Raw genomic sequence first — 26,128 nt, forward strand, 5'->3', positions numbered from 1 at the left:
CACCTCAGCGCGTTCGCTCGATTGGACGGGATGTGCGTCACCTCGTCGCTTATGACGTTACCGGCACCGGTGTGTCCCCCGCCGGGGGCTTCGCGACCCGAGCGCCAGATCGGCCTGAACGGCTGTGCGGTCAAACGCCGTACGGGCTAATACGGACCGGCGTGGCGATATGGCCGGATCTTCACGCTCCGGCCTTCTTGCGATGCCCGACCCCGCGCGAAAAGCTGCACATGTCGCGAAAGCGCTGATTGCGGAAGCGGCATGCGGGAAGGCGTTCGGTCAGGGCCCGTCGCGTGTGTCGACATACGCGCGAGTAGTTAACGAAGTGCCGGATTGCCCACCAGAAGAGTGTGGGAAGGCTCCTGCGGTACACACATCGCACACATCCGCCTCCCCAGAGTCATCCGCCCACCCACGTTGTCGCGGACAGGAGCGGTCATGCCCACCACACACCACTCGTCAGCATCCGTCGCGGACGGCACCACCGTCGTCGGACGCATCCCCGTCCTGGACGTCCGCCCGCTGGTCCGGCAGGGACGCAGACCGGCCAAAGCCGTCACCGGAGAGTCCTTCGAGGTCTCCGCCACGGTGTTCCGCGAGGGGCACGACGCGGTGGCCGCCAATGTGGTCCTGAGAGACCCGCGGGGCCGGCCGGGGCCCTGGACGCCGATGCGGGAGCTGGCCCCCGGCAGCGACCGCTGGGGGGCCACCGTCACCGCGGGCGAGCCGGGACTGTGGTCGTACACCGTGGAGGCCTGGAGCGATCCGGTCGCCACCTGGCGGCACCACGCCCGGATCAAGGTCCCGGCGGGGATCGACGTGGACCTGGTCCTCGCGGAGGGCGCCCGGCTGTACGAGCGCGCCGCCGCGGACGTGCCCGGCGGCCGGGACCGGGCGGTGCTGTCGGCCGCCGTCGGCGCGCTGCGGGACGAGGCGCTGCCGGTGGCGTCGCGGCTGGCGGCGGGGCTGACGCCGGAGGTGGCCGGGGTGCTGGCCCGCCATCCGCTGCGGGAGCTGGTCACCACCTCCGACCCGCTGCCCCTGCTCGTCGAGCGGGAACGCGCCCTCTACGGCGCCTGGTACGAGTTCTTCCCCCGCTCCGAGGGCACCCCCCAGCAGCCCCACGGCACCTTCCGCACCGCCGCCCGCCGCCTGCCCGCCATCGCCGCCATGGGCTTCGACGTGGTCTACCTGCCCCCCGTCCACCCCATCGGCACCACCCACCGCAAAGGCCGCAACAACACCCTCACCGCCACCCCCGACGACGTTGGCGTCCCCTGGGCCATCGGCTCCCCCGAAGGCGGCCACGACACCCTCCACCCCGCCCTCGGCACCCTCGACGACTTCGACCACTTCGTCGGCCGGGCCCGCCGCCTCGGCCTGGAAATCGCCCTCGACCTCGCCCTCCAGTGCTCCCCCGACCACCCCTGGGTCCACAAACACCCCGACTGGTTCCACCACCGCCCCGACGGCACCATCGCCCACGCCGAGAACCCGCCCAAGAAATACCAGGACATCTACCCCATCGCCTTCGACACCGACCCCGAAGGCCTCCTCACCGAAACCCTGCGCATCCTGCGCTTCTGGATGGACCACGGCGTACGCATCTTCCGCGTCGACAACCCCCACACCAAACCCGTCGCCTTCTGGGAACGCGTCATCGGCGAGATCAACACCACCGACCCCGACATCATCTTCCTCGCCGAGGCCTTCACCCGCCCCGCGATGATGCACACCCTCGCCCAGATCGGCTTCCAGCAGTCCTACACCTACTTCACCTGGCGCACCACCAAAGAGGAACTCACCGAATACCTCACCGAACTCACCGGGGACGCCGCCGCCTACATGCGCCCCAACCTCTTCACCAACACCCCCGACATCCTGCACGCCTACCTCCAGCACGGCGGCCGCCCCGCCTTCGAGGTCCGCGCCGTCCTCGCCGCCACCCTCTCCCCCACCTGGGGCATCTACAGCGGCTACGAACTCTGCGAGAACACCCCCCTGCGCGAAGGCAGCGAGGAATACCTCGACTCGGAGAAATACCAGCTCAAACCCCGCGACTGGGCCGCCGCAGCCCGCGAGCACCGCACCATCGCCCCCCTCATCACCCGCCTCAACACCATCCGGCGCAAGAGCCCGGCCCTGCGGCAGTTGCGCGATCTGCACTTCCATCCCACGGACAAGGAGGAGGTGATCGCCTACTCGAAGCGGCGGGGAGCGAACACGGTCGTGGTGGTCGCCAACCTCGACCCCCATCACACCCAGGAGGCGACGGTCTCGTTGGACATGCCGCAACTCGGCCTGGACTGGCACGACTCGGTGCCGGTGCGCGACGAGCTGACCGGTGAGACCTACCACTGGGGCAGGGCCAACTACGTGCGCCTGGAGCCGGGCCGGACGCCCGCGCACATCTGCACGGTGCTGCGACCGTCCAACCCGCAGATCGGAGGGTCACCCACCTCATGACCGTGAACGAACCCGTGCCGGACACCTTCGAGGACACACCGGCCAAGGACCGCGACCCCGACTGGTTCAAGCGAGCCGTCTTCTACGAGGTCCTCGTCCGTTCCTTCCAGGACAGCAACGGCGACGGCATAGGCGACCTCAAGGGGCTCACCGCCAAGCTGGACTACCTGCAATGGCTGGGTGTGGACTGCCTCTGGCTCCCGCCCTTCTTCAAGTCGCCCCTCAAGGACGGCGGCTACAACGTCTCCGACTACACCGCCGTACTCCCCGAGTTCGGCGACCTGGCCGACTTCGTCGAGTTCGTCGACGCCGCCCACCAGCGCGGCATGCGCGTGATCATCGACTTCGTCATGAACCACACCAGCGACCAGCACCCGTGGTTCCAGGAGTCCCGCGGAAACCCCGAAGGCCCCTACGGCGACTACTACGTCTGGGCCGACGACGACACCCAGTACGCCGACGCCCGCATCATCTTCGTCGACACCGAGGCCTCCAACTGGACCTACGACCCGGTCCGCAAGCAGTACTACTGGCACCGCTTCTTCTCCCACCAGCCCGACCTCAACTACGAGAACCCGACCGTGCAGGAGGAGATGATCTCCGCACTGAAGTTCTGGCTGGACCTGGGCATCGACGGGTTCCGGCTGGACGCGGTGCCGTACCTCTACCAGGAGGAGGGCACCAACTGCGAGAACCTTCCGGCCACGCACGCCTTCCTGAAGCGGGTGCGCAAGGAGATAGACGCGCAGTATCCGGACACGGTGGTGCTGGCGGAGGCGAACCAGTGGCCGGAGGACGTTGTCGACTACTTCGGCGACTACGCCTCCGGCGGCGACGAGTGCCACATGGCCTTCCACTTCCCGGTCATGCCCCGCATCTTCATGGCGGTGCGCCGCGAGTCCCGCTACCCGGTCTCGGAGATCCTGGCCAAGACCCCCGCCATCCCCTCCGGCTGCCAGTGGGGCATCTTCCTGCGCAACCACGACGAGCTGACCCTCGAAATGGTCACCGACGAGGAACGCGACTACATGTACGCGGAGTACGCCAAGGACCCGCGCATGCGCGCCAACATCGGCATCCGCCGCCGCCTGGCCCCCCTCCTGGACAACGACCGCGACCAGATCGAACTGTTCACCGCCCTGCTGCTGTCCCTGCCCGGCTCACCGATCCTCTACTACGGCGACGAGATCGGCATGGGCGACAACATCTGGCTCGGCGACCGCGACGCGGTGCGCACACCGATGCAGTGGACACCCGACCGCAACGCCGGCTTCTCGTCCTGCGACCCCGGGCGGCTCTACCTGCCGACCATCATGGACCCGGTCCACGGCTACCAGGTGACCAACGTCGAGGCCTCCATGGCCTCGCCCTCCTCCCTGCTGCACTGGACCCGCCGCATGATCGAGATCCGCAAGCAGAACCCCGCCTTCGGCCTCGGCACCTACACCGAACTGCCGTCCTCCAACCCCGCCGTCCTCGCCTTCCTGCGGGAGGCGCCCCCGAACCGGGAGAAGGAGGACGACCTGGTGCTGTGCGTCCACAACTTCTCCCGGTTCGCACAGCCCACCGAACTCGATCTGAGCGCCTTCGAGGGACGCCACCCGGTCGAGCTGTTCGGCGGAGTCCGCTTCCCGGCGGTGGGCGCACTGCCGTATCTGCTGACCCTCGGCGGGCACGGCTTCTACTGGTTCCGGCTCCGCGAGGACGCCGTCTAGGCCGAGCCCCCGGGCGGGGGCGGTTTCCACCGGCCCGCCCGGGGCACGCATCAGTAACACCCCGACGACCCGGGGAAAGGACGCGACGCCATGTCGGAAACCGTCATACGCACCGTCCCGAGCCCGCCAGGCCTCCTTGCGTCGCTTGATCCACTGCTGCGGGACTGGTTGCCGCGCCAGCGCTGGTTCGCGGGCAAGGGCCGCCCGGTCAGCGGTTTCTCGCTGGTCGCCGCCACCGAACTGCTCCCCGCCGACGCCCGCCTCGGCCTCCACCACCTGCTGGTGCGCGCCCACCAGCCGCTCGGGCCGGCCCCGGGCGCGGCCGAGGAGCCCGGCGACTGCTACCAGCTCCTCATAGGCACGCGCGAGGCGCTGCCGCCCCGGCTGGCGCCCGCGCTGATCGGACACATCACCGAGGGCCCGCTGGCCGGCCGCACCGCCTACGACGCCCTGCACGACACCCGGCCCGCCGAGGTGCTCCTGGAGGCCCTGCGCGACCGGGAGCGCATCGGCGGGCTCCGCTTCGAGCGGGAACGGGACCAGGAGATACGCACCGGCCTGGTGCCGAGGCTGATGACCGCCGAGCAGTCGAACTCGTCGGTCGTATATGGAGATACGTTTATTCTCAAGGTGCTGCGGCGGATCGTGCCCGGTGTCAACCCCGACCTTGAGCTGCCGCTCGCGCTGGCCCGCGAGGGCTGCGCCCGGGTACCGGCACCGGCCGCGTGGATGGTGGCCGATCTGAACGGCCGGTCCTGGGTGCTGGGGGTGCTCCAGCCGTATGTGCAGGGCGCGACCGACGGCTGGGAGCTGGCCCTGCGCGAGCTGGCCAAGGGCGAGGACTTCGTCACCGAGGCGCGGGCGCTGGGCCGGGCCACCGCCGAGGTGCACACCGCGCTGGCCCGTGCGCTGCCGACGGTCACGCTCGGCCACGGCCAGGTGCGGCGGCTCGCCGACGGCATGATCGAGCGGCTGGAGGAGGCCGCCCAGGCGGTTCCCCTGCTGCGGCCGTACGCGCCCGCGCTGCGCACGGCGTTCACGGCGCTGGGCGACCTGGCCGCCGAGGGCCGTACCTGGACCGCGCAGCGTGTCCACGGCGATCTGCACCTCGGTCAGTGCCTGCGCTCCCCGGACGGACAGTGGTCGCTGATCGACTTCGAGGGGGAGCCCGCGAAACCCCTGGCCGAGCGGCGGATGCCGCAGCCGCCGGTGCGGGATGTCGCGGGGATGCTGCGCTCCTTCGACTACGCAGCGCACTCGGCCGAGGTCCCGGTGCCGGGCTGGGCCGGCGCCTGCCGGGCCGCCTACTGCACCGGGTACGCGGAGGCCGGCGGCCACGACCCGCGCACCGACCCGGTGCTGCTGCGCGCCTACGAGACGGACAAGGCGGTCTACGAGGTGCTCTACGAGGCCCGGCACCGTCCCGACTGGCTTCCGGTGCCCCTGTCCGCGGTGCGCCGCCTGTCCGCGCCCGAGCCGGAATGACCTCCCCTTCCGATCCCCCTTCGCCCTGGAGGCTCCACCCGTGACCGGAAAGAAGACGGCAGGCAGGAAGACGGCCGCGAAGAAGGCGGCGAAGGCCGCCAAGGCCGGGAAGAAGGCCGTCGCGGAGAAGGCCGTCGCGGAGAAGGCCGTCGCGGAAGAGGCCGTAACAGGTGCGGCGACCGCCCCGTCCGCCGAGGTCGCCGTCTCCCCCGCCCTGGACGCCGGCGACCGGGAGCGGCTGCTCGCCGGCACGCACCACGACCCCCACTCCGTGCTCGGCGCCCACCGGGTGCCCGGCGGAGTCGCCTTCCGTGCCTTCAAGCCGTACGCCCTGGCGGTGACCGTCCTGTCCGGGAAGCTGCGGGTCGAGCTGCACAACGACGGGGACGGGTTCTTCTCCGGGCTGGTGCCGCTCCGCGAGGTCCCCGTCCACCGTCTCCTGGTGGCCTACGAGGGGACGGTCCAGGAGGCCGAGGACCCGTACCGCTTCCTGCCCACGCTGGGCGAGCTGGACCTGCATCTGATCGGCGAGGGCCGGCACGAGCAGCTGTGGCAGGCGCTCGGCGCGCATCCGACGGTCCACGAGGGGGTCGCGGGCACCCGCTTCGCGGTGTGGGCGCCGAACGCGCGCGGGGTCCGGGTGGCCGGCGGCTTCAACTTCTGGGACGGCGCCGGTCACGCGATGCGCTCGCTCGGCTCCACCGGCGTGTGGGAGCTGTTCCTGCCCGGCCTGGGCGCGGGCGAGCTGTACAAGTTCGAGATCACCCGGCCCGACGGCTCGCGCACGTTCCGCGCGGACCCGCTGGCCCGCCGCACGGAGGTGCCGCCGGCCACGTCCTCCGTGGTGCACGCCTCGGACTACACGTGGGGCGACGAGGAGTGGCTGGCCCGCCGCGCCGAGGTGCCCGCGCACGAGGCGCCGATGTCGGTGTACGAGGTCCATCCGGCGTCCTGGCGCCCAGGGCTGACGTACCGTCAACTGGCCGAGCAGCTACCGGCGTACGTCAAGGACCTCGGCTTCACGCACGTCGAGCTGATGCCGGTCGCGGAGCACCCCTTCGGCGGCTCCTGGGGCTACCAGGTCACCGGCTTCTACGCGCCCACGGCCCGGCTCGGCGAGCCCGACGACTTCAAGTACCTGGTGGACCGGCTGCACCGGGCCGGGATCGGCGTCCTGATGGACTGGGTGCCCGCGCACTTCCCGCGCGACGACTGGGCGCTGGCCGAGTTCGACGGGCGGCCCCTGTACGAGCACTCCGATCCGCTGCGGGCCGCGCACCCGGACTGGGGGACGCTGGAGTTCGACTTCGGGCGCCGGGAGGTGCGCAACTTCCTGGTGGCGAACGCGGTGTACTGGTGCGAGGAGTTCCACATCGACGGGCTGCGGGTCGACGCGGTCGCCTCGATGCTCTACCTGGACTACTCGCGCGAGCCGGGCCAGTGGAAGCCGAACGAGCGCGGCGGCCGGGAGAACCTGGACGCGGTGGCCTTCCTCCAGGAGATGAACGCGACGGTGTACCGGCGGGTGCCGGGGGTCGTGACCGTCGCCGAGGAGTCGACGGCCTGGGACGGCGTGACCCGGGCCACCGACCACGAGGGGCCGAGCGGTTTCGGCGGGCTCGGGTTCGGGCTGAAGTGGAACATGGGCTGGATGCACGACACGCTCCAGTACATGAGCCACGACCCGGTGCACCGCGGGTACCACCACGGGGAGATGACCTTCTCGATGGTGTACGCGTACAGCGAGAACTACGTGCTGCCGATCTCCCACGACGAGGTGGTGCACGGCAAGAAGTCGCTGGTGTCCAAGATGCCGGGCGACTGGTGGCAGCAGCGCGCGAACGAGCGGGCCTACCTGGGCTTCATGTGGGCCCATCCCGGCAAGCAACTGCTCTTCATGGGCCAGGAGTTCGCGCAGGGCGCGGAGTGGTCCGAGGCGCACGGCCCGGACTGGTGGCTGCTCGACCCGGGGTACGGGGCGGCGGCGGACCACCGGGGCGTACGCGATCTGGTGCGGGACCTGAACACCGTCTACCGGGCCACGCCCGCGCTGTGGCAGCGCGACACCCACCCCTCCGGGTTCGCCTGGGTGGTCGGGGACGCCGCCGAGGACAATGTGCTCGCCTTCCTGCGGCTGGACGCCGACGGCACCCCGCTGCTCGCGGTGTCGAACTTCGCCCCCGTGGTCCGCCCCGACTACCGCCTCGGCGTCCCCGACGAGATCCCGGCCTGGCACGAGGCCCTCAACACCGACACCGCCCGCTACGGCGGCGGCGACGTGCGCAACCCCGACCCACTCAAGCCGGACCCCCACCCCTGGCACGGCCGCCCGGCAAGCATCCGCCTCACCCTGCCACCCCTGGCCACGGTGTGGCTGCGCCCGGCCTAGGGGCGCCTGTGTGCCCTACTCCAGCCCGCGCTTGCCCGGTGCCCAGAACGGCTTGGTGAGTACCGCCCGTCGGTCCCAGCCGGCCTCTCGCACGAGCACCTGCCGCACGTGCTGCACGGTCCGCGCCTCTCCGGCGACGTACGCGATCCCGCCCGGCTCGGGGGCGAGGCGTCGCACCGCGTCCGGGAGCGAGGTGCCACTCCTGGTGATCCAGTCGAGGCGGTCCGAGTACGGCAGGGGGAGCCGGTCGGCAGCCGTCTCCGTTTCGATGCAGCCGGAGACGCGCGCCCCGTCGGGCAGTGCGCCCAGCATCGCGCCGAAGGCGACCGACGCCGTCTCCTCCCCGACGAACACGTGGTGCGCGGCGTCGGGCCGCAGCACGAACGTCCCTTCCGGCTTGCGCATTCGGACCCGGTCGCCGACCGCGGCGCCGCTCCCCCACCGTGCTCCGGGGCCGCCCCCGGGGTGACCCAGTACGCGCAACTCGACGGCGCCCTCCGGGTCGTAGCGCCAGATCGAGTACGTGCGCAGAGTCAGCCCGTCGCCGACCAGGACCCTCACCTGCTGTCCGGGCCGGACGGTCAGCCCGGACAGGGCCTCGCCCTCGATGCGCAGGCGACGGAATCGGGCGGCGACAGCCTCGGTCCCGGTGACCGTGCCCTGAAGCGTCAGCAGGTCCAGGAGGGGGGAGAGCAGGGCAGCCATGGGACTCCTCGGAAACTCGTCGATGCGGTGGGGCACCGAAGACCGGCATCGAACCGAACGCGATACTAACGCGTTTCTTTCGAAACGCGATAGTACTCGTCTTCGCGCGTGCCCGCGTTCGGCTACGCACCGAACTCCTCTGGCGCCGCGATCAGTTGGCCGACTCGTGAGCGATCCTGTTCATGTCTCTCCTGCGAGTCGGGGGCCCGGTCGCGGGCGGCCGGGCTCCGCCAACTCGCGCTGCCCTGGGGCCTGTTGCGACAGCGCTGGTCACAGCCACTCGTTGACGGCTGTGGCCGGCACGGTCGCTTCGCAGCGGACGGCGACCTCGTCGTACCGGGTGACGACGGCACGGTGCCACCCGAGCCTGCCGATCCCGCACCCGACCGCGTGCCGGGCTTTGCAGTCCTCGGCGGCCTACGCGTCCACCAGCCCCTTCGGCAGCGGCCCCGTGTGCAGTACCCCCAGTCGTTGGGTGGCCCGGGTGAGGGCGACGTACAGGTCGCTGGTGCCGTAGCTGCCGGGTTCGACGACCAGGACGGAGTCGAACTCCAGGCCCTTGGACTGGCGGGGGTCGAGCAGGACGACGCGGTGGGTCAGGTCCGGCTCGGTGTCCGCCGGCACGTCGTCCAGGCGGGCCGCGAGCGCCCGGTGCAGTTCGCGCGGGGCGATGACGGCGAGGCGGCCCTCCTCGGGGGTCAGTTCCCGGACGGCCTCGGCGACGGCGGAGGGGAGGTCGGCGGTGGCGCGGATCCAGGGGCGTACGCCCGTGGAGCGGACCGAACTCGGCGGCTCGAAGCCGGGGTCGACGGCACGGACGACGGCCGCCGCCACGTCCATGATCTCGGCCGGGGTGCGGTAGTTGACGCCCAGGCGGGTGTGCTTCCAGCGGTCCTCGACATAGGGGGCGAGGATCTTGGACCAGGAGCCGACACCGGCCGCCTCCGCGGTCTGCGCCGGGTCGCCGACCAGGGTCATCGAACGGGTCGGGCAGCGCCGCATCAGCAGGCGCCAGGCCATCGGGGACAGCTCCTGCGCCTCGTCCACGATGATGTGCCCGAACGCCCAGGTGCGGTCGGCGGCGGCGCGCTCGGCGGCACTGCGGTGGTCGTCCTCCTCCTGGCGTTCGGCGAACCGCTCGGCGTCGATGATGTCGTGCGCCGACAGCACCTCCGCGTCCTCCTCGTCCCTGTCCTCGAACTCGTAGGTCCGCGACGCGTACGACACGTCGAGCACGCCCTGCGCGTAGGCGATCTGCTCCGCCCGCTCGCGTTCGGCGCGGGAACGGGCGATCCGGTCGTCCACGCCGAGCATCTCGGCCGCCTCGTCCAGCAGGGGCACGTCGGCCACGGTCCAGCGCCGGGTGACCGGGCGGCGGACGGCGGCGGCGTCCGCCGCGGGCAGGAAGGCCTCGGGGGCGGCGAGGAAGTCGGCGACCAGGCGGCGCGGGGTCAGCCGGGGCCACAGCTGCTCGATGGCCGACCAGACCTCGGGGTTCTCGGCGAGTTCGTCGCGGATCTGGGTGATGTCGCTGGGGTCGAGGAGGTTGCCGCCGTCGTAGGGGTCGGTGCCGATGCGCTCGGCGACCATGTCGGTGAGGGTGTTGAGGATGTGGCCCTCGAAGTGCTCGCGGGCCGCGTTGTGCGGCAGCTTCGCGGCGCGGGTGCGCTCGCGGGCGACGTTGACCAGGTCGTCGTCCAGCATGAGGACCTCGCGGTCGTGCTCGATCGCGATCACCGGGTCGGGCAGCGCCTGCCGGTCGCGGACCACCTCGGCGAGCACGTCGGCCATACCGGCCCGGCCCTTGACCGCCGCCGCCTCGGGCGGGTCCGCGGCCGTGGCCTTCACGCCCGGGAACAGCTCGCCGACCGTGGAAAGGAGCACGCCCGTCTCGCCCAGCGAGGGCAGCACCTCGCCGATGTAGCCGAGGAAGGCGGGGTTGGGGCCGACGACGAGGACGGCGCGCTTGGCGAGCAGCTCGCGGTGCTCGTACAGCAGGTAGGCGGCGCGGTGCAGGGCGACGGCGGTCTTGCCGGTGCCGGGGCCGCCCTCGACGACCAGCACGCCGCGGTGCGGGGCGCGGATGACGCGGTCCTGGTCGGCCTGGATGGTCTGCACGATGTCGCCCATGCGGCCGGTGCGCGCGGAGTTCAGCGCGGCCAGCAGCACGGCGTCGCCCGACGGGTCCTCGTGGCCGGTGCGGGTCTCGTCGCCGAGGTCGAGGATCTCGTCGTGCAGGGCGGTGACCGTACGGCCCTCGCTCGCGATGTGCCGGCGGCGGCGCAGCCCCATCGGGGTGTGGCCGGTCGCCAGATAGAAGGGACGGGCGACGTCGGCCCGCCAGTCGATCAGGACCGGGGTGCGTTCGGCGTCGTCGCTGCGCAGCCCGATGCGGCCGATGTGGTGGCCCTCCCCGGAGGCGAGGTCGATCCGGCCGAAGCACAGGGAGCCGTCCACCGCGTTGAGCGCGGCGAGCAGCCCGGAGCGCTCGGCGACCAGGATGTCCCGCTCCAGCCGGGCCTGCTGGGGGGTGTTGCCCTGCGCGAGCGCCTCGGTGACCGAGACCTCCGCGTCGCCGCGCAGCGCGTCCACGCGCGCGTACAGTCCGTCGACGAATTCCTGCTCGTGTCGCAATTCATCGTCCGGAAATTCGGTGTTTGACAATTCCACTCCCGCCCGGATACACTGTGCTCAGTGAACTTCTCTGTGACCTCAATTCTTTTGAAGTCACGAATCACCGAATATACGCAAGGAAATCCCCCGAGCGCAATTGCTCGGGGGATTTCTTGTCGCCGGGCAGCCGTCACAGCACGTCGGACAGCTCCTCCAGCAGCCGCCGCCTGGGCCGGGCGCCCACCATCGACTTCACCGGCTCACCTTCGCGGAACACCATGAAGGTCGGCATCGACAGCACCTTGTAGGCATTCGTCGTCACCGGATTCCGGTCGACGTTCAGCTGCACCACCCGGAGCCGGTCGCCCGTCTCCTCGGCCAGGGCGCCGAGCACCGGGGCCATCTGCCGGCACGGCGGGCACCAGTCGGCGGTGAACTCCACCAGCACCGGCAGCCGGGCCCCGATCACCTCCGCCGCGAAATCCGCGTCCGTCACCTCCGGCACATCGCTCGCTCTGCTCACAGTCCTCGCCCTCCCAGTTCGCACACGGGCTCCGGGCTCCCCGGAACCAGCGCCTCGGTGACCGGCTCCGCCCGCGCCGACTCGGCCCGCGCCAGTTGGTCGGCGACCGTCGCGCGTACCCCGTTCAGCTCGCCGATCAGCGCGTCCAGCTCCGTCAGCTTGCGCCGGTAGACCGCGAGCGACGCCGGGCAGGAGTCGCCCTCGGGGTGACCGGCCCGCAGGCACTCCACGAACGGCCGGGTCTCCTCCAGTTCGAACCCGAAGTCCCGCAGCGTCCTGATCTGCTTCAGCAGCTTCACGTCGCGCTCGTCGTAGGTCCGGTGCCCGTTGGCGTCCCGCCGCGCGGGCAGCAGCCCCCGTGACTCGTAGTACCGCAACGCGCGCGTCGTGGTCCCGGCGCGTGCGGCCAGCTCACCGATTCGCATGGACCCGAACGTATGCCTTGACGCGGACGTCAGGGCAAGGAGAAGCCCCGCGCGTGGTGCGCGGGGCCGGGGACCGGGCGGCTGAGCGACGGGGGGAGTAGCTCAGCCGCCCGGAGTGCGCGGGCCGTCGCGGGGCCCGGGTCAGGCCCTGGACAGCTCCTTCTCGCCGCCCTGCTCGGGCAGGTCCGCGGTGGCCTCGGCGCCGTCGGCGCCATGGTGTTCGTCCAGGAGGGTCTTCTCGTCGAACGGTGCCCGGCCGGCGAGCACCTCGCCCACCCGGTTCATGTCGATCTCCTTGGTCCAGGTGCCGATCAGCACCGTGGCCACGGCGTTGCCCGCGAAGTTGGTGAGGGCGCGGGCCTCGCTCATGAAGCGGTCGATGCCGACGATGAGGCCGACGCCGTCCACCAGGGCGGGCTTGTGCGACTGGAGACCGCCGGCCAGCGTGGCGAGACCGGCGCCGGAGACACCGGCGGCGCCCTTCGAGGCGACCAGCAGGAAGAGCAGCAGCGGGATCTGCTCGCCGATCGACATCGGCGTGCCCATGGCGTCGGCGATGAACAGCGAGGCCATGGTCATGTAGATCATGGTGCCGTCGAGGTTGAAGGAGTAGCCGGTGGGGACGGTGATGCCGACCACCGGCTTGCTGACGCCCAGGTGCTCCATCTTCGCGATGAGCCGGGGCAGCGCCGACTCCGACGAGGAGGTGGACAGGATCAGCAGGAACTCGCGGCCCAGGTACTTGAAGAGCGAGAAGACGTTCACTCCCGAGACCAGGCGCAGCAGGGTGCCGAGCACCAGGACGAGGAAGAGGACGCAGGTCACGTAGAAGCCGAACATCAGCACGGCCAGGCTCTTGAGCGCCTCGACGCCGGCCGAGCCGGTGACGGCCGCGATGGCGCCGAAGGCACCCACCGGGGCGGCCCACATGATCATCGCCAGGACGCGGAAGACCAGCCGCTGGATGTGCTCGATGCCGCGCAGGACGGGCTGCCCGGCGGAGCCCATGGCTTGCAGGGCGAAGCCGCAGAGCAGGGCGATCAGCAGGGTCTGCAGGACCTCGCCCGCGGTGAACGCGGAGACGATCGTGGTCGGGATGATGCCCATCACGAAGTCGACGGTGCTCTTGGCCTCCGCGTCGACCTGCGCCTGACCGGTCTCCTTGACGGCGTCGGTGAGCGCGAGGCCCGTGCCCGGGTCGAGGATGTTGCCGACGATCAGGCCGATGGCGAGGGCCACCAGCGACATCACCAGGAAGTAGACCAGGGCGATACCGCCGACCGCGCCGACCTTGGCGGCCTTGCGGACCGAGCCGATGCCCAGCACGATCGTGCAGAAGATGATCGGGGAGATCATCATCTTGATCAGGTTCACGAAGCCGGTACCGAGCGGCTTCAGTTCGGTCGCGAAGTCGGGGGCGGTGAGACCGACGGTGATACCGAGGGCGACCGCGATGATCACCGCGATGTAGAGATAGTGCGTGCGGTCCCGCTTGGCTTTGGGTGCGGCTGGTGCCGTAGCGGCGTTGCTGGTCACGGCGGCCCTCCTTGACGACGTCGTCGGCATCACCGGCGTGCGGCTCACGTCCGGGGGTTTGTTTCGGGGTCGGGGTGACTATCCCGCCCGGTGTGAGCGCGGTCACCCTTGCGTTCATTTAGTTCACAATCCAGCCACTTGAGAGACTGGCCGCATGCGCCTTTCCGTCCCGAGACCCCGAAGCCTGGCCGGGCAGCTCTTCGCCATGCAGGCCGTGCTGATAGCGGTCGTCGTCGCCGGGAACGCGCTGTTCACCTACATCGGCGACCGCCAGCAGGCCCAGGCGGCGGCCGGGCGGCAGGCCAGGTCCGTGGCGCTGGCGATCGCCGACTCGCCGTCCGTGCTGGAGGCGGTCGGCACCCCGGAGCCGACCGCGCGGCTCCAGCCGTACGCGGTGCGGATCATGCGGGACACCGACATCGACTTCGTGACGATCATGAATCCGCGGGGGATCCGCTGGACACACCCCGACCCGAAGCAAATCGGCCATCGCTTCCAGGGGCACATCGAGCGCGCGCAGCGGGGTGAGACCTTCACCGAGACCTACACCGGCACGCTGGGGCCGTCGGTGCGGGCCGTCACGCCCGTCCTCGACGACGGGCGGGTGGTCGCTCTGGTCAGCGCCGGAATCAGGGTCGAGGAGATCAGCAAGCAGGCGCAGGAGCAGCTGACGGCGCTGACGGGGGTCGCGGCCGGTGCGCTGCTGCTCGGCGCGGTGGGCACGTACGTGATCAACGCGCGGCTGCGCCGGCACACGCACGGCATGAACGCGGACGAGCTGAGCCGGATGCACGACTACCATCAGGCGGCGCTGCACGCGGTGCGGGAAGGGCTGCTGATGCTGGACGGGCAGTACCGGGTCGCGCTGATCAACGACGGGGGACGGGAGCTGCTCGGCGTGTCCGGTGACGTGGTGGGCGCCTCGGTCGCGGATCTCGGGCTGCCGGCGCCGCTGACCGGGGCGCTGCTGGCGTCGGAGCCCCGGGTGGACGAGGTGCACCTGGCGGCGGAACGGGTACTGGTGGTGAACACCTCGCCGGTGTCCGGCGGGGAGCACCGGGGCACGGTGGTGACCCTGCGCGACGTGACCGAGCTGCAGTCGCTGACCGGCGAGCTGAACTCGGAGCGCGGCTTCACCCAGGCGTTGCGCTCGCAGGCGCACGAGGCCGCGAACCGGCTGCACACGGTCGTCTCGCTGATCGAGCTGGGGCGCGCGGAGGAGGCCGTGGAGTTCGCGACGGCCGAACTGGAGCTGGCGCAGGCGCTCACCGACCAGGTGGTGGCGGCGGTGGGCGAGCCGGTGCTGGCCGCGCTGCTGCTGGGCAAGACGGCGCAGGCCAACGAGCGGGGAGTGGAGCTGGTGGTGTCGCAGGAGAGCCGACTGGACGACGGGCTGCTGCCGCCGTCCCTGCCCGCCCGGGACCTGGTGACGATCCTGGGCAACCTGGTGGACAACGCGGTCGACGCGGCCCAGGGCGCGGTGCCCTCGCGGGTGACGGTGGCGGCGTACACCCGGGCGGTCGGGGACGGCTCGGAGCTGGTGCTGCGGGTGTCGGACACCGGCGCCGGGGTCGATCCCGACCATGCCGACCTGGTCTTCCAGCGGGGCTTCTCCACAAAGCCCGCCGACGAGGGCGGGCGGGGCCTGGGGCTCGCGCTGGCACGGCAGGCGGTGCGGCGGCACGGCGGCTCCCTCACCGTGACGGAGGCCGAGGGCGGCGGCGCCCGCTTCGAGGCGCGGCTGCCGCTGGACGGCGCCGGGGGCCGCCCGGACGCCGGGGGTGCCTCATGAGGCGGGGACTGCCGGTGCGGGTCCCGGGCCGCGGGCACGCCCTCCGGTGCCCTCGCGCGGCGACACACGCGGGGGCCGCCGTATGACGCGGGAGCAGCCGATCCGGGTCCTGGTCGTCGAGGACGATCCCGTCGCCGCCGACGCGCACGTCATGTATGTCGGCCGGGTGCCGGGGTTCGTCGCGGTCGGCAAGGCGCACACGGGGGCGGAGGCGCGGCGCACGCTGGACCGTACGCCGGTGGACCTGCTCCTGCTCGACCTGCACCTGCCGGACGTGCACGGGCTCCAACTGGCCCGTTCGCTGCGGGCGGCGGGGCATCACACCGACGTGATAGCGGTGACCTCGGCGCGGGATCTGACGGTGGTGCGCGAGGGGGTGTCGCTCGGTGTCGTCCAGTACGTGCTGAAGCCGTTCACCTTCGCGACCCTGCGGGACCGGCTGGTGCGGTACGCGGAGTTCCGGGGCACCGCGGGCGAGGCGAGCGGCCAGGACGAGGTCGACCGCGCGCTCGCCACCCTGCGCGCTCCCGGCCCGGCCGCCCTGCCCAAGGGACTGAGCGGCCCGACACTGGAGCGGGTGACGGGCGCCCTGCGCGCCTCACGGGAGGGCCTCACGGCGGCCGGCGTCGCGGAGACGGTGGGCATCTCCCGCATCACGGCCCGGCGCTACCTGGAACACCTGGTGAACACGGGCCGAGCCGACCGAAGCCCGCTGTACGGGCAGGTGGGGCGGCCGGAGTTGGTGTATCGGTGGGTGCGGGGGGTGGAGAAGGGGCGTTAGGGGCGGGGGTGTTCAGGGCAGCGGCGCGGGTGCGGGCCGGGGCCCCGACGCTCTGATGGCTTCCGCGATCCTCTCGGCGGCCTCGGCGCGCACCATGCCCAGGTGCACGTACGGCTTGCCGCTGTGGGTGACCATCGGCCGTACGCTGCCCCAGACCCGTTCCGGCAGGCCCAGCCCGACCAGGGCGGCCCGGACGGCCTCCGCCGCGTCGTCGGCGGCCTTGCGGCCGTCCCGGTACGTCTGCGTGTCCATCGTCACCGGTGCCCTCCGGCATGGTCACGGACCTTCGTGGCATGACCGGCGGCCAACCAGATGTCCCCGGCCCCCTCGGCGGCCTTGAGGCTGCGCCATTCGTCCTGGCACGTCGCGCAGCCCGCGATCGGCGCACAGTCCAGCAGCCATGCGTTGAAGCCCACCGGCAGGTCTACCGGCGGGCCTTGAGACACTGACGGCCGAGGTGAACATCACGGCGCCCAGCGAAGTCCACACCTATCTACGGGCGTTCGCGGAGCTGTCCCGGATCGCCGTGTACGGGGCGGCTGCACGCGGCCTCATGGCCAAGGCCCTCGATTCCGCTGTCTCGTAAGCCTTCGCGTGCCGTGGGACCGCGTCCTCGTCCGCCCGTAGGTTCCTACAATCGGTATCGCTGGCCGAACAGCCCGTAGTCAGCGCGGCCCAGGACCCCTACGGTGTGGCGCGTGCGCCGACCCTCATCCCACCCGAACCAGTCGGGACCCCCGTTCAACGCCCTCGCCGCCCGCCGGTTGCGTGCCGCCCTCAATATGGGGCCCGAGCACGTCGCCCACGGCATGCGGGTCTCGTACGGACTGCCGTACGTCACCCCGGACCATGTGATCGCCTGGGAGCGGGGAGCGGCCTCCCCCGGGGGCCCGGAGCTGACCGCGCTCGCCGGGGTGCTGTGGTGCTCGCCCGGTGAGCTGATCGGCCGGCCGCAGACCCTGCGCGAGCACCGTGCCGCCCGGGGTCTCGCGCCGGAGGAGGTGGCGCGTGCCGTGGGGCTCGCGCTCCCGGTGTATCTGCAAATGGAGGAGACGGAGGGCTGGCACGGCACCGACCGCCAGTCGGCCGCGCTCGCCGAGGTGCTCGGCCTTTCGCTGCCCGACTTCGTGACCGTCACCGGGCGCGAGAACAAGCTCGCCGACCTGCTGTCCAGCGCCGTGACCACCCGCTGGCAGGGCTATGTGCGCCCGATCGCCAAGGTGGCCCCGCTGGACCGGCGGGTCCTGGAGAACGTCCTCCAGGTACTGCACCAGGACTACCAGAGCCACGTGGCCGCCAACCTCGGCTGGAGCGGCGGCGGAAGCGACCCCGGCGCCGGTGGCCGCGACTTCCTCGACCGCGTCGTGGAGCACTTCTGGGCGACGGTCGACCGGCATCCGTAGCCGACGGACGCCAGACGCCAGACGGCTAGAAGACCGACTCCGCCTCGTCCATCCGGTCCTTCGGCACCGTCTTCAGCTCCGTCACCGCCTCCGCCAGCGGCACCATGACAACGTCCGTGCCGCGCAGCGCGGTCATCCGCCCGAAGTCGCCCCGGTGCGCGGCCTCCACCGCGTGCCAGCCGAAGCGGGTGGCGAGCACCCTGTCGTACGCGGTGGGCACACCGCCGCGCTGGACGTGGCCGAGGATGACCGGCTTGGCCTCCTTGCCGAGCCTGCGCTCCAGTTCGTACGCCAGCGCGGTGCCGATGCCCTGGAAGCGCTCGTGGCCGAACTTGTCGATCGCGCCCTTGCCGTAGTCCATGGTGCCCTCGGCGGGGTGGGCGCCCTCGGCGACGCAGACGACGGCGAACTTCTTGCCGCGGGCGAAGCGTTCCTCGACCATCTTGACCAGGTCGGCCGGGTCGAAGGGGCGCTCGGGCAGGCAGATGCCGTGGGCGCCCGCGGCCATGCCGGACTCCAGGGCGATCCAGCCGGCGTGCCGGCCCATGACCTCGACGACCATCACCCGCTGGTGGGACTCGGCGGTGGTCTTGAGGCGGTCCATCGCCTCCGTCGCCACCCCGACCGCGGTGTCGAAACCGAAGGTGCGGTCGGTGGAGGAGATGTCGTTGTCGATGGTCTTCGGCACGCCGACCACCGAGAGGCCGGCGTCGGACAGCATCCGGGCGGCCGTCAGCGTGCCCTCGCCGCCGATCGGGATCAGCGCGTCGATGCCGAAGTTCTGGATCATGTCCGAGGCGTTCTCGCAGGCCTCGCGGAGCCGGTCGCGCTCCAGCCGGGAGGAGCCGAGGATGGTGCCGCCGCGGGCCAGGATGCCGCTGACGGCATTGAGGTCGAGGGAGCGGTAACGGCCGTCCAGGAGGCCCGCGTAGCCGTCCTCGAAGCCGATCACCTCGTCGCCGTAGTTGTCGACCGCTCGGTGCACGACCGACCGGATCACTGCGTTCAGGCCGGGGCAGTCGCCGCCTGCGGTGAGAACTCCGATACGCATCGTGCTCTGTCTCCTGCTCGCTGTCGACACCGGTGAGCCGAGCCGATTGTTTCACGGCCCGGACGGCGGCGGACGCGGACGGGCGTCCTGGACACCGCCGGAGGTACTGTCAAGAGGGCTCTGCTCGCCCTGGTGAGCGATTCTCGCGCACGAACTGCCGCCGGTCGCCACCCCATGAAGACGAAACGGAGAGCACGCGTGACGCGCAGCGTGTACGTGACCGGTATCGACCGCGGCGACGGCCGCCAGGTCGTCGAACTGGGGGTCATGGAACTCCTGACTCGGCAGGTCGACCGGGTCGGTGTCTTCCGTCCCCTGATCCACGGCGGGCCCGACCGGCTCTTCGAGCTGCTGCGCGCCCGCTACCGGCTCTCGCAGGACCCGGTGACGGTGTACGGCATGGACTACCACGAGGCGTCCGCCCTCCAGGCCGAACAGGGCGTGGACGAGCTGGTGTCCGCGCTGGTCGACCGGTTCCACCTGGTCGCGCGGGACTACAACGTCGTCCTGGTCCTCGGCACCGACTTCGCCGACACCCAGTTCCCGGACGAGCTGTCGCTGAACGCGCGGCTCGCCAACGAGTTCGGCGCCTCGGTCGTCCCGGTCGTGGGCGGCCGCAAGCAGAGCGCGGAGTCCGTGCTCGCCGAGACCCGCAACGCCTTCCGCGCCTACGACGGGCTGGGCTGCGACGTCCTGGCCATGGTGACCAACCGGGTCGCCCGCGAGGACCGGGACGAGATCGCCGAACGGCTCACGGGGAGGCTGCCGGTGCCGTGCTGGGTGGTCCCGGACGAGCCCGCCCTGTCCGCGCCGACCGTCTCGCAGATCGCGCACACCCTCGGCGCCGAGGTGGTACTCGGCGACGACTCCGGGCTCGCCCGTGACGCGCTGGACTTCGTCTTCGGCGGGGCCATGCTGCCCAACCTGCTGCACGCCCTGACCCCGGGCTGCCTGGTCGTCACCCCCGGTGACCGCGCCGACCTGGTGATCGGCTCGCTGGCCGCGCACAGCGCCGGCACCCCGCCGATAGCCGGTGTCCTGCTGACCCTGAACGAGGTGCCGGGAGAGGCCATCCTCACCCTCGCCGCCCGCCTGGCCCCGGGCACGCCGGTGCTCTCGGTGCCCGGCAACAGCTTCCCCACCGCCGAGCAGTTGTTCTCCCTGGAGGGCAAGCTCAACGCGGCCGCCCCGCGCAAGGCGGAGACCGCCCTCGGCCTGTTCGAGCGGTACGTCGACACCACCGAGCTGAACAAGCGGGTGTCCGCGCCCAGCAGCGACCGCGTCACGCCGATGATGTTCGAGCACAAGCTGCTCGAACAGGCCCGTTCCGATCTGCGCCGGGTCGTCCTGCCCGAGGGCACCGAGGAGCGGGTGCTGCACGCCGCGGAGGTGCTGCTGCGCCGGGGCGTGTGCGAGCTGACTCTGCTCGGTCCGGTCGAGCAGATCCGCAAGAAGGCCGCCGACCTGGGCATCGACCTCGGCCAGGCGCGGCTGATCGACCCGGCGGTCTCCGAGCTGCGCGACTCCTTCGCGCAGAAGTACGCCGCCCTGCGCGCCCACAAGGGCGTGACCGCGGAGCTGGCGTACGACGTGGTCGCCGACGTGAACTACTTCGGCACGCTGATGGTGGAGGAGGGGTTCGCCGACGGCATGGTGTCGGGCACCGTGCACTCCACCGCGGCGACCATCCGCCCGGCCTTCGAGATCATCAAGACCAGGCCCGGCGACACCGCGCGGGGCGAGGCCCCCGGGAAGGCGTCGATCGTCTCGTCGGTCTTCTTCATGTGCCTGGCCGACAAGGTCCTGGTCTACGGCGACTGCGCGGTCAACCCCGACCCGGACGCGGAGCAGCTCGCCGACATCGCCACGCAGTCGGCGGCCACGGCGGCCCAGTTCGGCGTGGATCCGCGGATCGCGATGCTGTCGTACTCGACGGGCACGTCCGGTTCGGGCGCGGACGTCGACAAGGTGCGCGAGGCCACCGAGCTGGTCCGCTCGCGCCGCCCGGACCTCCGGATCGAGGGGCCGATCCAGTACGACGCCGCGGTCGAGCCGTCGGTTGCCGCGACGAAGCTGCCGGGCTCGGAGGTCGCCGGGCAGGCCAGCGTGCTGATCTTCCCCGACCTGAACACCGGCAACAACACCTACAAGGCCGTGCAGCGCTCGGCGGGCGCGATCGCCGTGGGCCCGGTCCTCCAGGGTCTGCGCAAGCCGGTCAACGACCTGTCCCGGGGCGCACTCGTCCAGGACATCGTCAACACCGTCGCCATCACGGCGGTCCAGGCCCAGCAGTCCCCCAGTGAGAAGGCGTCCCACAGGTGAGCGCAACCCGCGTCCTCGTCCTCAACTCCGGCTCCTCGTCGGTGAAGTACCAGTTGCTCGACATGCGCGACAGCGCCCGGCTGGCGGTGGGCCTCGTCGAACGGATCGGTGAGGAGACCTCACGGCTGCGGCACACCCCGGCGGGCGGCGAGACCCGTGAGCGGAACGGGCCCGTCCCCGACCACGAGGCCGCGCTGAAGGCGGTGGCGGCGGAGCTGGCCAGGGACGGCCTCGGCCTCGACTCGCCCGAGCTGGCCGCGATCGGCCACCGCGTGGTGCACGGCGGGCTGCGGTTCACCGAGCCGACCGTCGTGGACGACGACGTGCTCGCCGAGATCGAGCGGCTGATCCCGGTCGCCCCGCTGCACAACCCGGCCAACCTCATCGGTCTGCGCACCGCCCAGGCGCTGCGCCCCGACCTGCCGCAGGTCGCCGTCTTCGACACCGCCTTCCACACGACGATGCCGGAGTCCGCGGCCCGCTACGCGATCGACGTGCCGACCGCCGACGCGCACCGCGTCCGGCGCTACGGCTTCCACGGCACCTCGCACTCGTACGTCCTGCGCAAGACGGCCGGGCTGCTGGGCAGGGCTCCCGAAGACGTGAACGCCATCGTGCTGCACCTGGGCAACGGGGCGTCCGCCTCGGCTATACGGGGCGGGCGGTGCGTGGACACCTCCATGGGGCTGACGCCTTTGGAAGGGCTCGTGATGGGTACGCGGTCGGGAGACATGGATCCGGCCGTCATCTTCCATTTGATGCGTGTTGGTGAAATGTCCGCCGACGAGGTCGACACTCTCCTCAACAAGAGGAGCGGTCTGCTCGGCCTGTGCGGTGACAACGACATGCGGGAGATCCTCCGCCGCGTGGACGCCGGCGACGAGCGGGCGCGGCTCGCCTTCGACATCTACATTCACCGGCTGAAGAAGTACATCGGCGCCTATTACGCGGTCCTCGGACATGTGGACGTGGTGGCCTTCACGGCCGGGGTCGGCGAGAACTCGGCGCGGGTGCGGGAGGCCGCCGTGACGGGCCTTGAGGGGTTCGGCCTGACGATCGACGGCGAGCTGAACGCCGCGCGCGGCACCGGGGCGCGGCTGATCTCGCCGGAGGGCGCGCGGGTGGCGGTGGCGGTGGTGCCGACGGACGAGGAAATGGAGATCGCGACACAGACCTACGCCCTGGTCGAAAGGGAAAGGTGAGGGCACCCGAGGACAGCTGGGAATTCTCTTGTGAGCACCGAGGCGCCCATGTGTATCTCCCGCCGGCCGGAATATTCCGCAGCGAAACAAACCGATAGGATCGCCCCATGCGCCGTTCGAAAATCGTCTGTACTCTCGGCCCCGCGGTCGACTCCCACGAGCAGCTCGTCACGCTGATCGAGGCCGGCATGAACGTGGCCCGCTTCAACTTCAGCCACGGCAGCCACGCCGAGCACCAGGGCCGCTACGACCGGGTCCGGGCCGCCGCCAAGGAGACCGGCCAGGCCGTCGGTGTCCTCGCCGACCTCCAGGGCCCCAAGATCCGCCTGGAGACCTTCGCGGAGGGCCCCGTCGAGCTGATGCGCGGTGACGAGTTCACCATCACCACCGACGACGTGCCGGGCGACAGGACGATCTGCGGCACGACGTACAAGGGCCTGCCCGGCGATGTCACCAAGGGCGACCAGGTGCTCATCAACGACGGCAACGTCGAGCTGAAGGTCATCGAGGTCGACGGCTCCCGGGTGCGGACGATGGTCATCGAGGGCGGCGTCATCTCCGACCACAAGGGCATCAACCTGCCCGGCGCCGCGGTCAACGTCCCCGCGCTGTCCGAGAAGGACATCGAGGACCTGCGGTTCGCGCTGCGCATGGGCTGCGACCTGGTCGCCCTCTCCTTCGTCCGGGACGCCAAGGACGTCGCCGACGTGCACCGCGTCATGGACGAGGAGGGCCGCCGCGTCCCGGTCGTCGCCAAGGTGGAGAAGCCGCAGGCGGTCGAGAACATGGAGGACGTCGTGATGGCGTTCGACGGCGTGATGGTCGCCCGCGGCGACCTGGCCGTCGAGTATCCGCTCGAGAAGGTCCCCATGGTGCAGAAGCGCCTGATCGAGCTGTGCCGGCGCAACGCCAAGCCGGTGATCGTGGCGACCCAGATGATGGAGTCGATGATCACCAACTCCCGGCCGACCCGTGCCGAGGCCTCCGACGTGGCCAACGCGATCCTGGACGGCGCCGACGCGGTGATGCTGTCCGCCGAGTCGAGCGTGGGCGCGTACCCGATCGAGACCGTCAAGACGATGTCGAAGATCGTCACGGCCGCCGAGCAGGAGCTGCTCTCCAAGGGCCTCCAGCCGCTGGTGCCGGGCAAGAAGCCGCGCACGCAGGGCGGTTCGGTGGCCCGTGCCGCAGCCGAGATCGCCGACTTCCTCGGCGGCAAGGGACTGGTGGCCTTCACCCAGTCCGGTGACACCGCCCGCCGGCTCTCCCGCTACCGCGCGGTCCAGCCGATCCTCGCCTTCACTTCCGACGAGTCCACCCGCAACCAACTGACGCTCAGCTGGGGCGTGGAGCCGCACGTGGTGCCGTTCGTGAACAGCACCGACGAGATGGTCGACCTGGTGGACCAGGAGACGGTCCGCCTCGGCCGGTTCAACGACGGCGACATCGTCGTGATCACCGCAGGCTCGCCCCCCGGCGTGCCCGGCACCACCAACATGGTCCGCGTGCACCACCTGGGCGAGACCCGGCGCTCCTGACGCTCCCCGCCCCGCGCGCCGAGGGCGCCCCCGTGGTCGGGGGCGCCCTCGGCTCGTGTGGGTGCCGCTCAGGTCGTGTACTGGTGCAGTCCCGGTACGTGCAGCGTGCCGCCGAACTGGCCGGCCTGGACGACCGTCACCTTGGTGAAGTAGATGAGCGGGATGTCCAGCGGCGGCGGGTTGTCCGGGTCGAAGGTGATCGGGATCAGCCCGAGCAGGTTGCCCGAGATGCTCTCGGTGTACATCACCGTGTCGCCGTCGCGGATCGTGGACGTCGAGCCCTTGGCCGCCTGCACGTGGTAAGTCCTGCCGGACTGCTCGTCGTTCACCGTCTGGTGCAGGTCGCCGATGTCGGTGCCGTTGGATATGACGTACTTCAGCACCTTCTTGGTGGTGCCGTCGGCCGTCCTCACCTGGACGACGCCCTTGTAGGAGGCGCCCTTCAGCAGCAGTGAACTGGCGTTGAGGTACCAGGGGTCGTCGGGCAGCGGCACCTGGTTGTCGACGCCGCCCTCCGCGTCCGTGGCGACCGGGCAGTCGTCCACGTCCGTCCCGGCGCTCTCGGAGGCGCTCGGGCTCGGCGAGGCGGTGGCCTTTCCGGCCGCCTCCCCGTCCTCGCCGTCGGTCTCCTTCGCCCCGCCGGCCGCCTTGCCGACCGACTCCACGGTGTCCCCGGCCGCCTTGGACGCCGCGTCGGCCGCGTCCCCGACGGTGTCCTTCGCCGTGTCGGTGACCTTGCCGACCGTGTCCCGCACGGGGTCGGGGGCCTCCTTGGCGGCGCTCTCGGAGGCGGACGGGGTGGCCTCGGCGCTGGGGCTCTCCTCGGCCTTCTTGCCGCCGGTGAGCAGGCCCCCCAGGACATCGCCGAGGCCGCCCAGCAGACCGCCGCCCTTGCTCTCGGAAGCGGAGGGGGACGGCTCCGCGGCGCTCGCGCCGGACGGGTCCCCGCTCTCGGACGCGGAGGGACTCGGGGCGGGACCGGCCTTGCCCGCCGCGTCGGAGGCGCCGGCCTCGGCGTCCTTGGCGGCGGGGCCCTTGGCGTCGGTGCCCTTGGTGTCCTTGTCGTCGGAACCTGAATCCGACGAAGAGGACCCGCCCTTGTCCGCACCCGACTCCCCCGCGGAGGCCGAGGAATTGGGCTCGTCGGCGTCGTCCTTGCCGTCCTCTGCCCCGTCCGTCGCCGAGGGCGAAGGCGTGGGCGACTCGCCCTCGGCGGCGTCCTCGATGGCCGCCACACAGTCCTTGTACTCGTCGGCCGTCAGGCTGTTGGAGGTCGGCGGCGCCGCGTCGTTGCCGTCGGCGACGGCCAGCGTCGGGGTGAACCCCATCCCCATGAGGACGGCCGTGGGCATCGCCGCCAGGGCGATCGCCTTCCCGGCCGGCATGTGGAGCCTGGTGAACAACGGCTTCTTGGGTGCCGCGTGGCGCGGCCCGGTTCTCACACGGGACGACTCCACGTCAGTCCCGCGGGTCACCTCGTCAGCCGGCACTGTGCCTCCCGTTCGCCCCGTTGGCCGGGCTCGTTCCTGACAGTTCGTTCGCTCCCAGTGCCTCGAAGGCCTGGGAGTGACGCCCACCGTCCGTCCCGTCCCGCGGCTGCGGAATCGTGGCGTCGGACGCCGGGGTGCCGGGCGCCGGGACGCCGGGGCCCGCGGTGCCGGGGACCACGCCCTCGGGGGCGTCGCCCGTTCGCTCGTCCCGAAGCGGCGGCTCGTCCCGCGGCGGCTCGCCGGGCACCCACGACACCGCCATCGCCCCGCCGACCAGCGCGAGCAGGAAGCCGATGAGGAAACCGCCGAGGTTGGACACGGGGATGGACACCAGCGCCAGCAGGATCGCCGCCACGCCCGCGAAGACCCGGACGTGCTTCTGGAACCACAGGCTGACGCCCAGGACGACCAGCAGCACGCCGATGATCAGGGACCCGGCACCCGCGGTGGTGGCCATCGCCAGCGTCAGGTGGCCGATCTGGAGATTCGCGTACGGGAAGTAGGCGATGGGGAGTCCGCCGAGCGCGACGAACAGGCCGGCCCAGAACGGCCGCGTGCCTCGCCAGGCACGGAACTGCAGCCTTCGGCGGGTGAACTGGCCGGTGGCGGCAGGGGTCTCGGCGCTCATGGAAAACAGCTCCCTGGTACGGCTTTGCTGTGGTGGAGTTGTGGGCCGCGGGCGAGACCGCGGC

20 protein-coding genes are annotated in these 26,128 nt (G+C 71.4%); 11 read left to right on the forward strand and 9 right to left on the reverse strand.

The genetic code is table 11. The annotated features are described in order from the left end of the window. Positions 1-438 precede the first annotated feature (438 nt). From AC4IHM_RS09480 to glgB, 4 genes are all read left to right on the forward strand, one after another. The gene (locus AC4IHM_RS09480) at positions 439-2,466 is read left to right on the forward strand and encodes an alpha-1,4-glucan--maltose-1-phosphate maltosyltransferase (protein WP_490866626.1); all 2,028 of its coding nucleotides are present in this window, start codon (positions 439-441) and stop codon (positions 2,464-2,466) included. Further along, the gene (gene treS, locus AC4IHM_RS09485) at positions 2,463-4,181 is read left to right on the forward strand and encodes a maltose alpha-D-glucosyltransferase (RefSeq protein ID WP_490866627.1); all 1,719 of its coding nucleotides are present in this window, start codon (positions 2,463-2,465) and stop codon (positions 4,179-4,181) included. Before AC4IHM_RS09480 ends, treS begins: the two co-directional genes overlap by 4 nt. 90 nt (positions 4,182-4,271) lie before the next feature. Then, the gene (locus tag AC4IHM_RS09490) at positions 4,272-5,666 is read left to right on the forward strand and encodes a maltokinase N-terminal cap-like domain-containing protein (protein ID WP_490866628.1); all 1,395 of its coding nucleotides are present in this window, start codon (positions 4,272-4,274) and stop codon (positions 5,664-5,666) included. Positions 5,667-5,706: 40 nt separating this feature from the next. Beyond that, on the forward strand, positions 5,707-8,055 hold the full coding sequence (gene glgB, locus AC4IHM_RS09495) for a 1,4-alpha-glucan branching enzyme (protein WP_490866629.1): 2,349 nt from the start codon (positions 5,707-5,709) through the stop codon (positions 8,053-8,055). 15 nt (positions 8,056-8,070) lie between these two features. Here the strand turns inward: glgB and AC4IHM_RS09500 are convergent, their stop codons facing one another. The 5 genes from AC4IHM_RS09500 to AC4IHM_RS09520 all read right to left on the reverse strand — a co-directional run bounded on the left by AC4IHM_RS09500 (position 8,071) and on the right by AC4IHM_RS09520 (position 13,857). Further along, complete coding sequence (locus AC4IHM_RS09500) at positions 8,071-8,760, reverse strand: siderophore-interacting protein (protein WP_490866630.1); 690 nt, start codon at positions 8,758-8,760, stop codon at positions 8,071-8,073. Between the two features lie 417 nt (positions 8,761-9,177). Continuing rightward, positions 9,178-11,394: a HelD family protein gene (locus AC4IHM_RS09505; protein ID WP_490866631.1), complete on the reverse strand. Its 2,217-nt coding sequence runs from the start codon at positions 11,392-11,394 to the stop codon at positions 9,178-9,180. Between the two features lie 169 nt (positions 11,395-11,563). Then, positions 11,564-11,878 carry a thioredoxin family protein gene (locus tag AC4IHM_RS09510; RefSeq protein ID WP_490870794.1) on the reverse strand — a complete coding sequence of 105 codons (315 nt, stop codon included), beginning with the start codon at positions 11,876-11,878 and terminating at the stop codon, positions 11,564-11,566. A gap of 14 nt (positions 11,879-11,892) precedes the next feature. Beyond that, positions 11,893-12,321, reverse strand: coding sequence for a MerR family transcriptional regulator (locus tag AC4IHM_RS09515; protein WP_490866632.1), 429 nt, complete (start codon positions 12,319-12,321; stop codon positions 11,893-11,895). Between the two features lie 141 nt (positions 12,322-12,462). Beyond that, complete coding sequence (locus tag AC4IHM_RS09520; RefSeq protein ID WP_490866633.1) at positions 12,463-13,857, reverse strand: cation:dicarboxylate symporter family transporter; 1,395 nt, start codon at positions 13,855-13,857, stop codon at positions 12,463-12,465. A gap of 154 nt (positions 13,858-14,011) precedes the next feature. Between AC4IHM_RS09520 and AC4IHM_RS09525 the strand changes: the two genes are divergently transcribed. Further along, complete coding sequence (locus AC4IHM_RS09525; protein WP_490866634.1) at positions 14,012-15,649, forward strand: sensor histidine kinase; 1,638 nt, start codon at positions 14,012-14,014, stop codon at positions 15,647-15,649. Positions 15,650-15,731: 82 nt separating this feature from the next. After that, a complete protein-coding gene (locus AC4IHM_RS09530; RefSeq protein ID WP_490866635.1) occupies positions 15,732-16,430 on the forward strand; it encodes a response regulator in 699 nt (232 codons plus the stop codon). A gap of 12 nt (positions 16,431-16,442) precedes the next feature. On the opposite strand, the gene AC4IHM_RS09535 is transcribed toward AC4IHM_RS09530, so the two are convergent. Next, the gene (locus tag AC4IHM_RS09535) at positions 16,443-16,682 is read right to left on the reverse strand and encodes a hypothetical protein (RefSeq protein ID WP_490866636.1); all 240 of its coding nucleotides are present in this window, start codon (positions 16,680-16,682) and stop codon (positions 16,443-16,445) included. A 205-nt stretch (positions 16,683-16,887) separates the two neighbouring features. On the opposite strand from AC4IHM_RS09535, the gene AC4IHM_RS09540 reads away from it, so the two are divergent. Together AC4IHM_RS09540 and AC4IHM_RS09545 are read left to right on the forward strand one after the other, a co-directional pair. Continuing rightward, positions 16,888-17,016, forward strand: a complete 129-nt coding sequence (locus tag AC4IHM_RS09540; RefSeq protein ID WP_490866637.1) for a hypothetical protein — start codon at positions 16,888-16,890, stop codon at positions 17,014-17,016. Positions 17,017-17,119: 103 nt separating this feature from the next. Continuing rightward, positions 17,120-17,833, forward strand: a complete 714-nt coding sequence (locus AC4IHM_RS09545; RefSeq protein ID WP_490866638.1) for a helix-turn-helix domain-containing protein — start codon at positions 17,120-17,122, stop codon at positions 17,831-17,833. A gap of 25 nt (positions 17,834-17,858) precedes the next feature. Here the strand turns inward: AC4IHM_RS09545 and AC4IHM_RS09550 are convergent, their stop codons facing one another. Next, positions 17,859-18,884 carry an ATP-dependent 6-phosphofructokinase gene (locus tag AC4IHM_RS09550; protein WP_490866639.1) on the reverse strand — a complete coding sequence of 342 codons (1,026 nt, stop codon included), beginning with the start codon at positions 18,882-18,884 and terminating at the stop codon, positions 17,859-17,861. A 198-nt stretch (positions 18,885-19,082) separates the two neighbouring features. Between AC4IHM_RS09550 and pta the strand changes: the two genes are divergently transcribed. From pta to pyk, 3 genes are all read left to right on the forward strand, one after another. Further along, positions 19,083-21,206: a phosphate acetyltransferase gene (gene pta / locus AC4IHM_RS09555; protein ID WP_490866640.1), complete on the forward strand. Its 2,124-nt coding sequence runs from the start codon at positions 19,083-19,085 to the stop codon at positions 21,204-21,206. Next, complete coding sequence (locus AC4IHM_RS09560; protein ID WP_490866641.1) at positions 21,203-22,408, forward strand: acetate kinase; 1,206 nt, start codon at positions 21,203-21,205, stop codon at positions 22,406-22,408. The genes pta and AC4IHM_RS09560 overlap by 4 nt, the downstream gene beginning before the upstream one ends. A gap of 107 nt (positions 22,409-22,515) precedes the next feature. Then, complete coding sequence (gene pyk, locus AC4IHM_RS09565; RefSeq protein ID WP_490866642.1) at positions 22,516-23,946, forward strand: pyruvate kinase; 1,431 nt, start codon at positions 22,516-22,518, stop codon at positions 23,944-23,946. 68 nt (positions 23,947-24,014) lie between these two features. Here the strand turns inward: pyk and AC4IHM_RS09570 are convergent, their stop codons facing one another. Both AC4IHM_RS09570 and AC4IHM_RS09575 read right to left on the reverse strand, forming a co-directional pair. Further along, the gene (locus AC4IHM_RS09570) at positions 24,015-25,436 is read right to left on the reverse strand and encodes a hypothetical protein (RefSeq protein ID WP_490866643.1); all 1,422 of its coding nucleotides are present in this window, start codon (positions 25,434-25,436) and stop codon (positions 24,015-24,017) included. Further along, positions 25,426-26,064: a DUF6114 domain-containing protein gene (locus AC4IHM_RS09575; protein ID WP_490866644.1), complete on the reverse strand. Its 639-nt coding sequence runs from the start codon at positions 26,062-26,064 to the stop codon at positions 25,426-25,428. Before AC4IHM_RS09575 ends, AC4IHM_RS09570 begins: the two co-directional genes overlap by 11 nt. Positions 26,065-26,128 lie beyond the last annotated feature (64 nt).

The sequence above is a fragment of the Streptomyces sp. SL06 genome (assembly GCF_058244745.1).

Excerpts from the sequence above, each read along its gene's own strand:
- AC4IHM_RS09480 (WP_490866626.1), top strand. The coding sequence starts at position 439 with ATGCCCACCACACACCACTCGTCAGCATCCGTCGCGGACGGCACCACC.
- AC4IHM_RS09535 (WP_490866636.1), bottom strand. The coding sequence starts at position 16,682 with ATGGACACGCAGACGTACCGGGACGGCCGCAAGGCCGCCGACGACGCG.
- AC4IHM_RS09550 (WP_490866639.1), bottom strand. The coding sequence starts at position 18,884 with ATGCGTATCGGAGTTCTCACCGCAGGCGGCGACTGCCCCGGCCTGAAC.
- AC4IHM_RS09525 (WP_490866634.1), top strand. The coding sequence starts at position 14,012 with ATGCGCCTTTCCGTCCCGAGACCCCGAAGCCTGGCCGGGCAGCTCTTC.
- pyk (WP_490866642.1), top strand. The coding sequence starts at position 22,516 with ATGCGCCGTTCGAAAATCGTCTGTACTCTCGGCCCCGCGGTCGACTCC.
- treS (WP_490866627.1), top strand. The coding sequence starts at position 2,463 with ATGACCGTGAACGAACCCGTGCCGGACACCTTCGAGGACACACCGGCC.
- AC4IHM_RS09575 (WP_490866644.1), bottom strand. The coding sequence starts at position 26,064 with ATGAGCGCCGAGACCCCTGCCGCCACCGGCCAGTTCACCCGCCGAAGG.
- AC4IHM_RS09490 (WP_490866628.1), top strand. The coding sequence starts at position 4,272 with ATGTCGGAAACCGTCATACGCACCGTCCCGAGCCCGCCAGGCCTCCTT.
- AC4IHM_RS09500 (WP_490866630.1), bottom strand. The coding sequence starts at position 8,760 with ATGGCTGCCCTGCTCTCCCCCCTCCTGGACCTGCTGACGCTTCAGGGC.
- AC4IHM_RS09530 (WP_490866635.1), top strand. The coding sequence starts at position 15,732 with ATGACGCGGGAGCAGCCGATCCGGGTCCTGGTCGTCGAGGACGATCCC.
- AC4IHM_RS09515 (WP_490866632.1), bottom strand. The coding sequence starts at position 12,321 with ATGCGAATCGGTGAGCTGGCCGCACGCGCCGGGACCACGACGCGCGCG.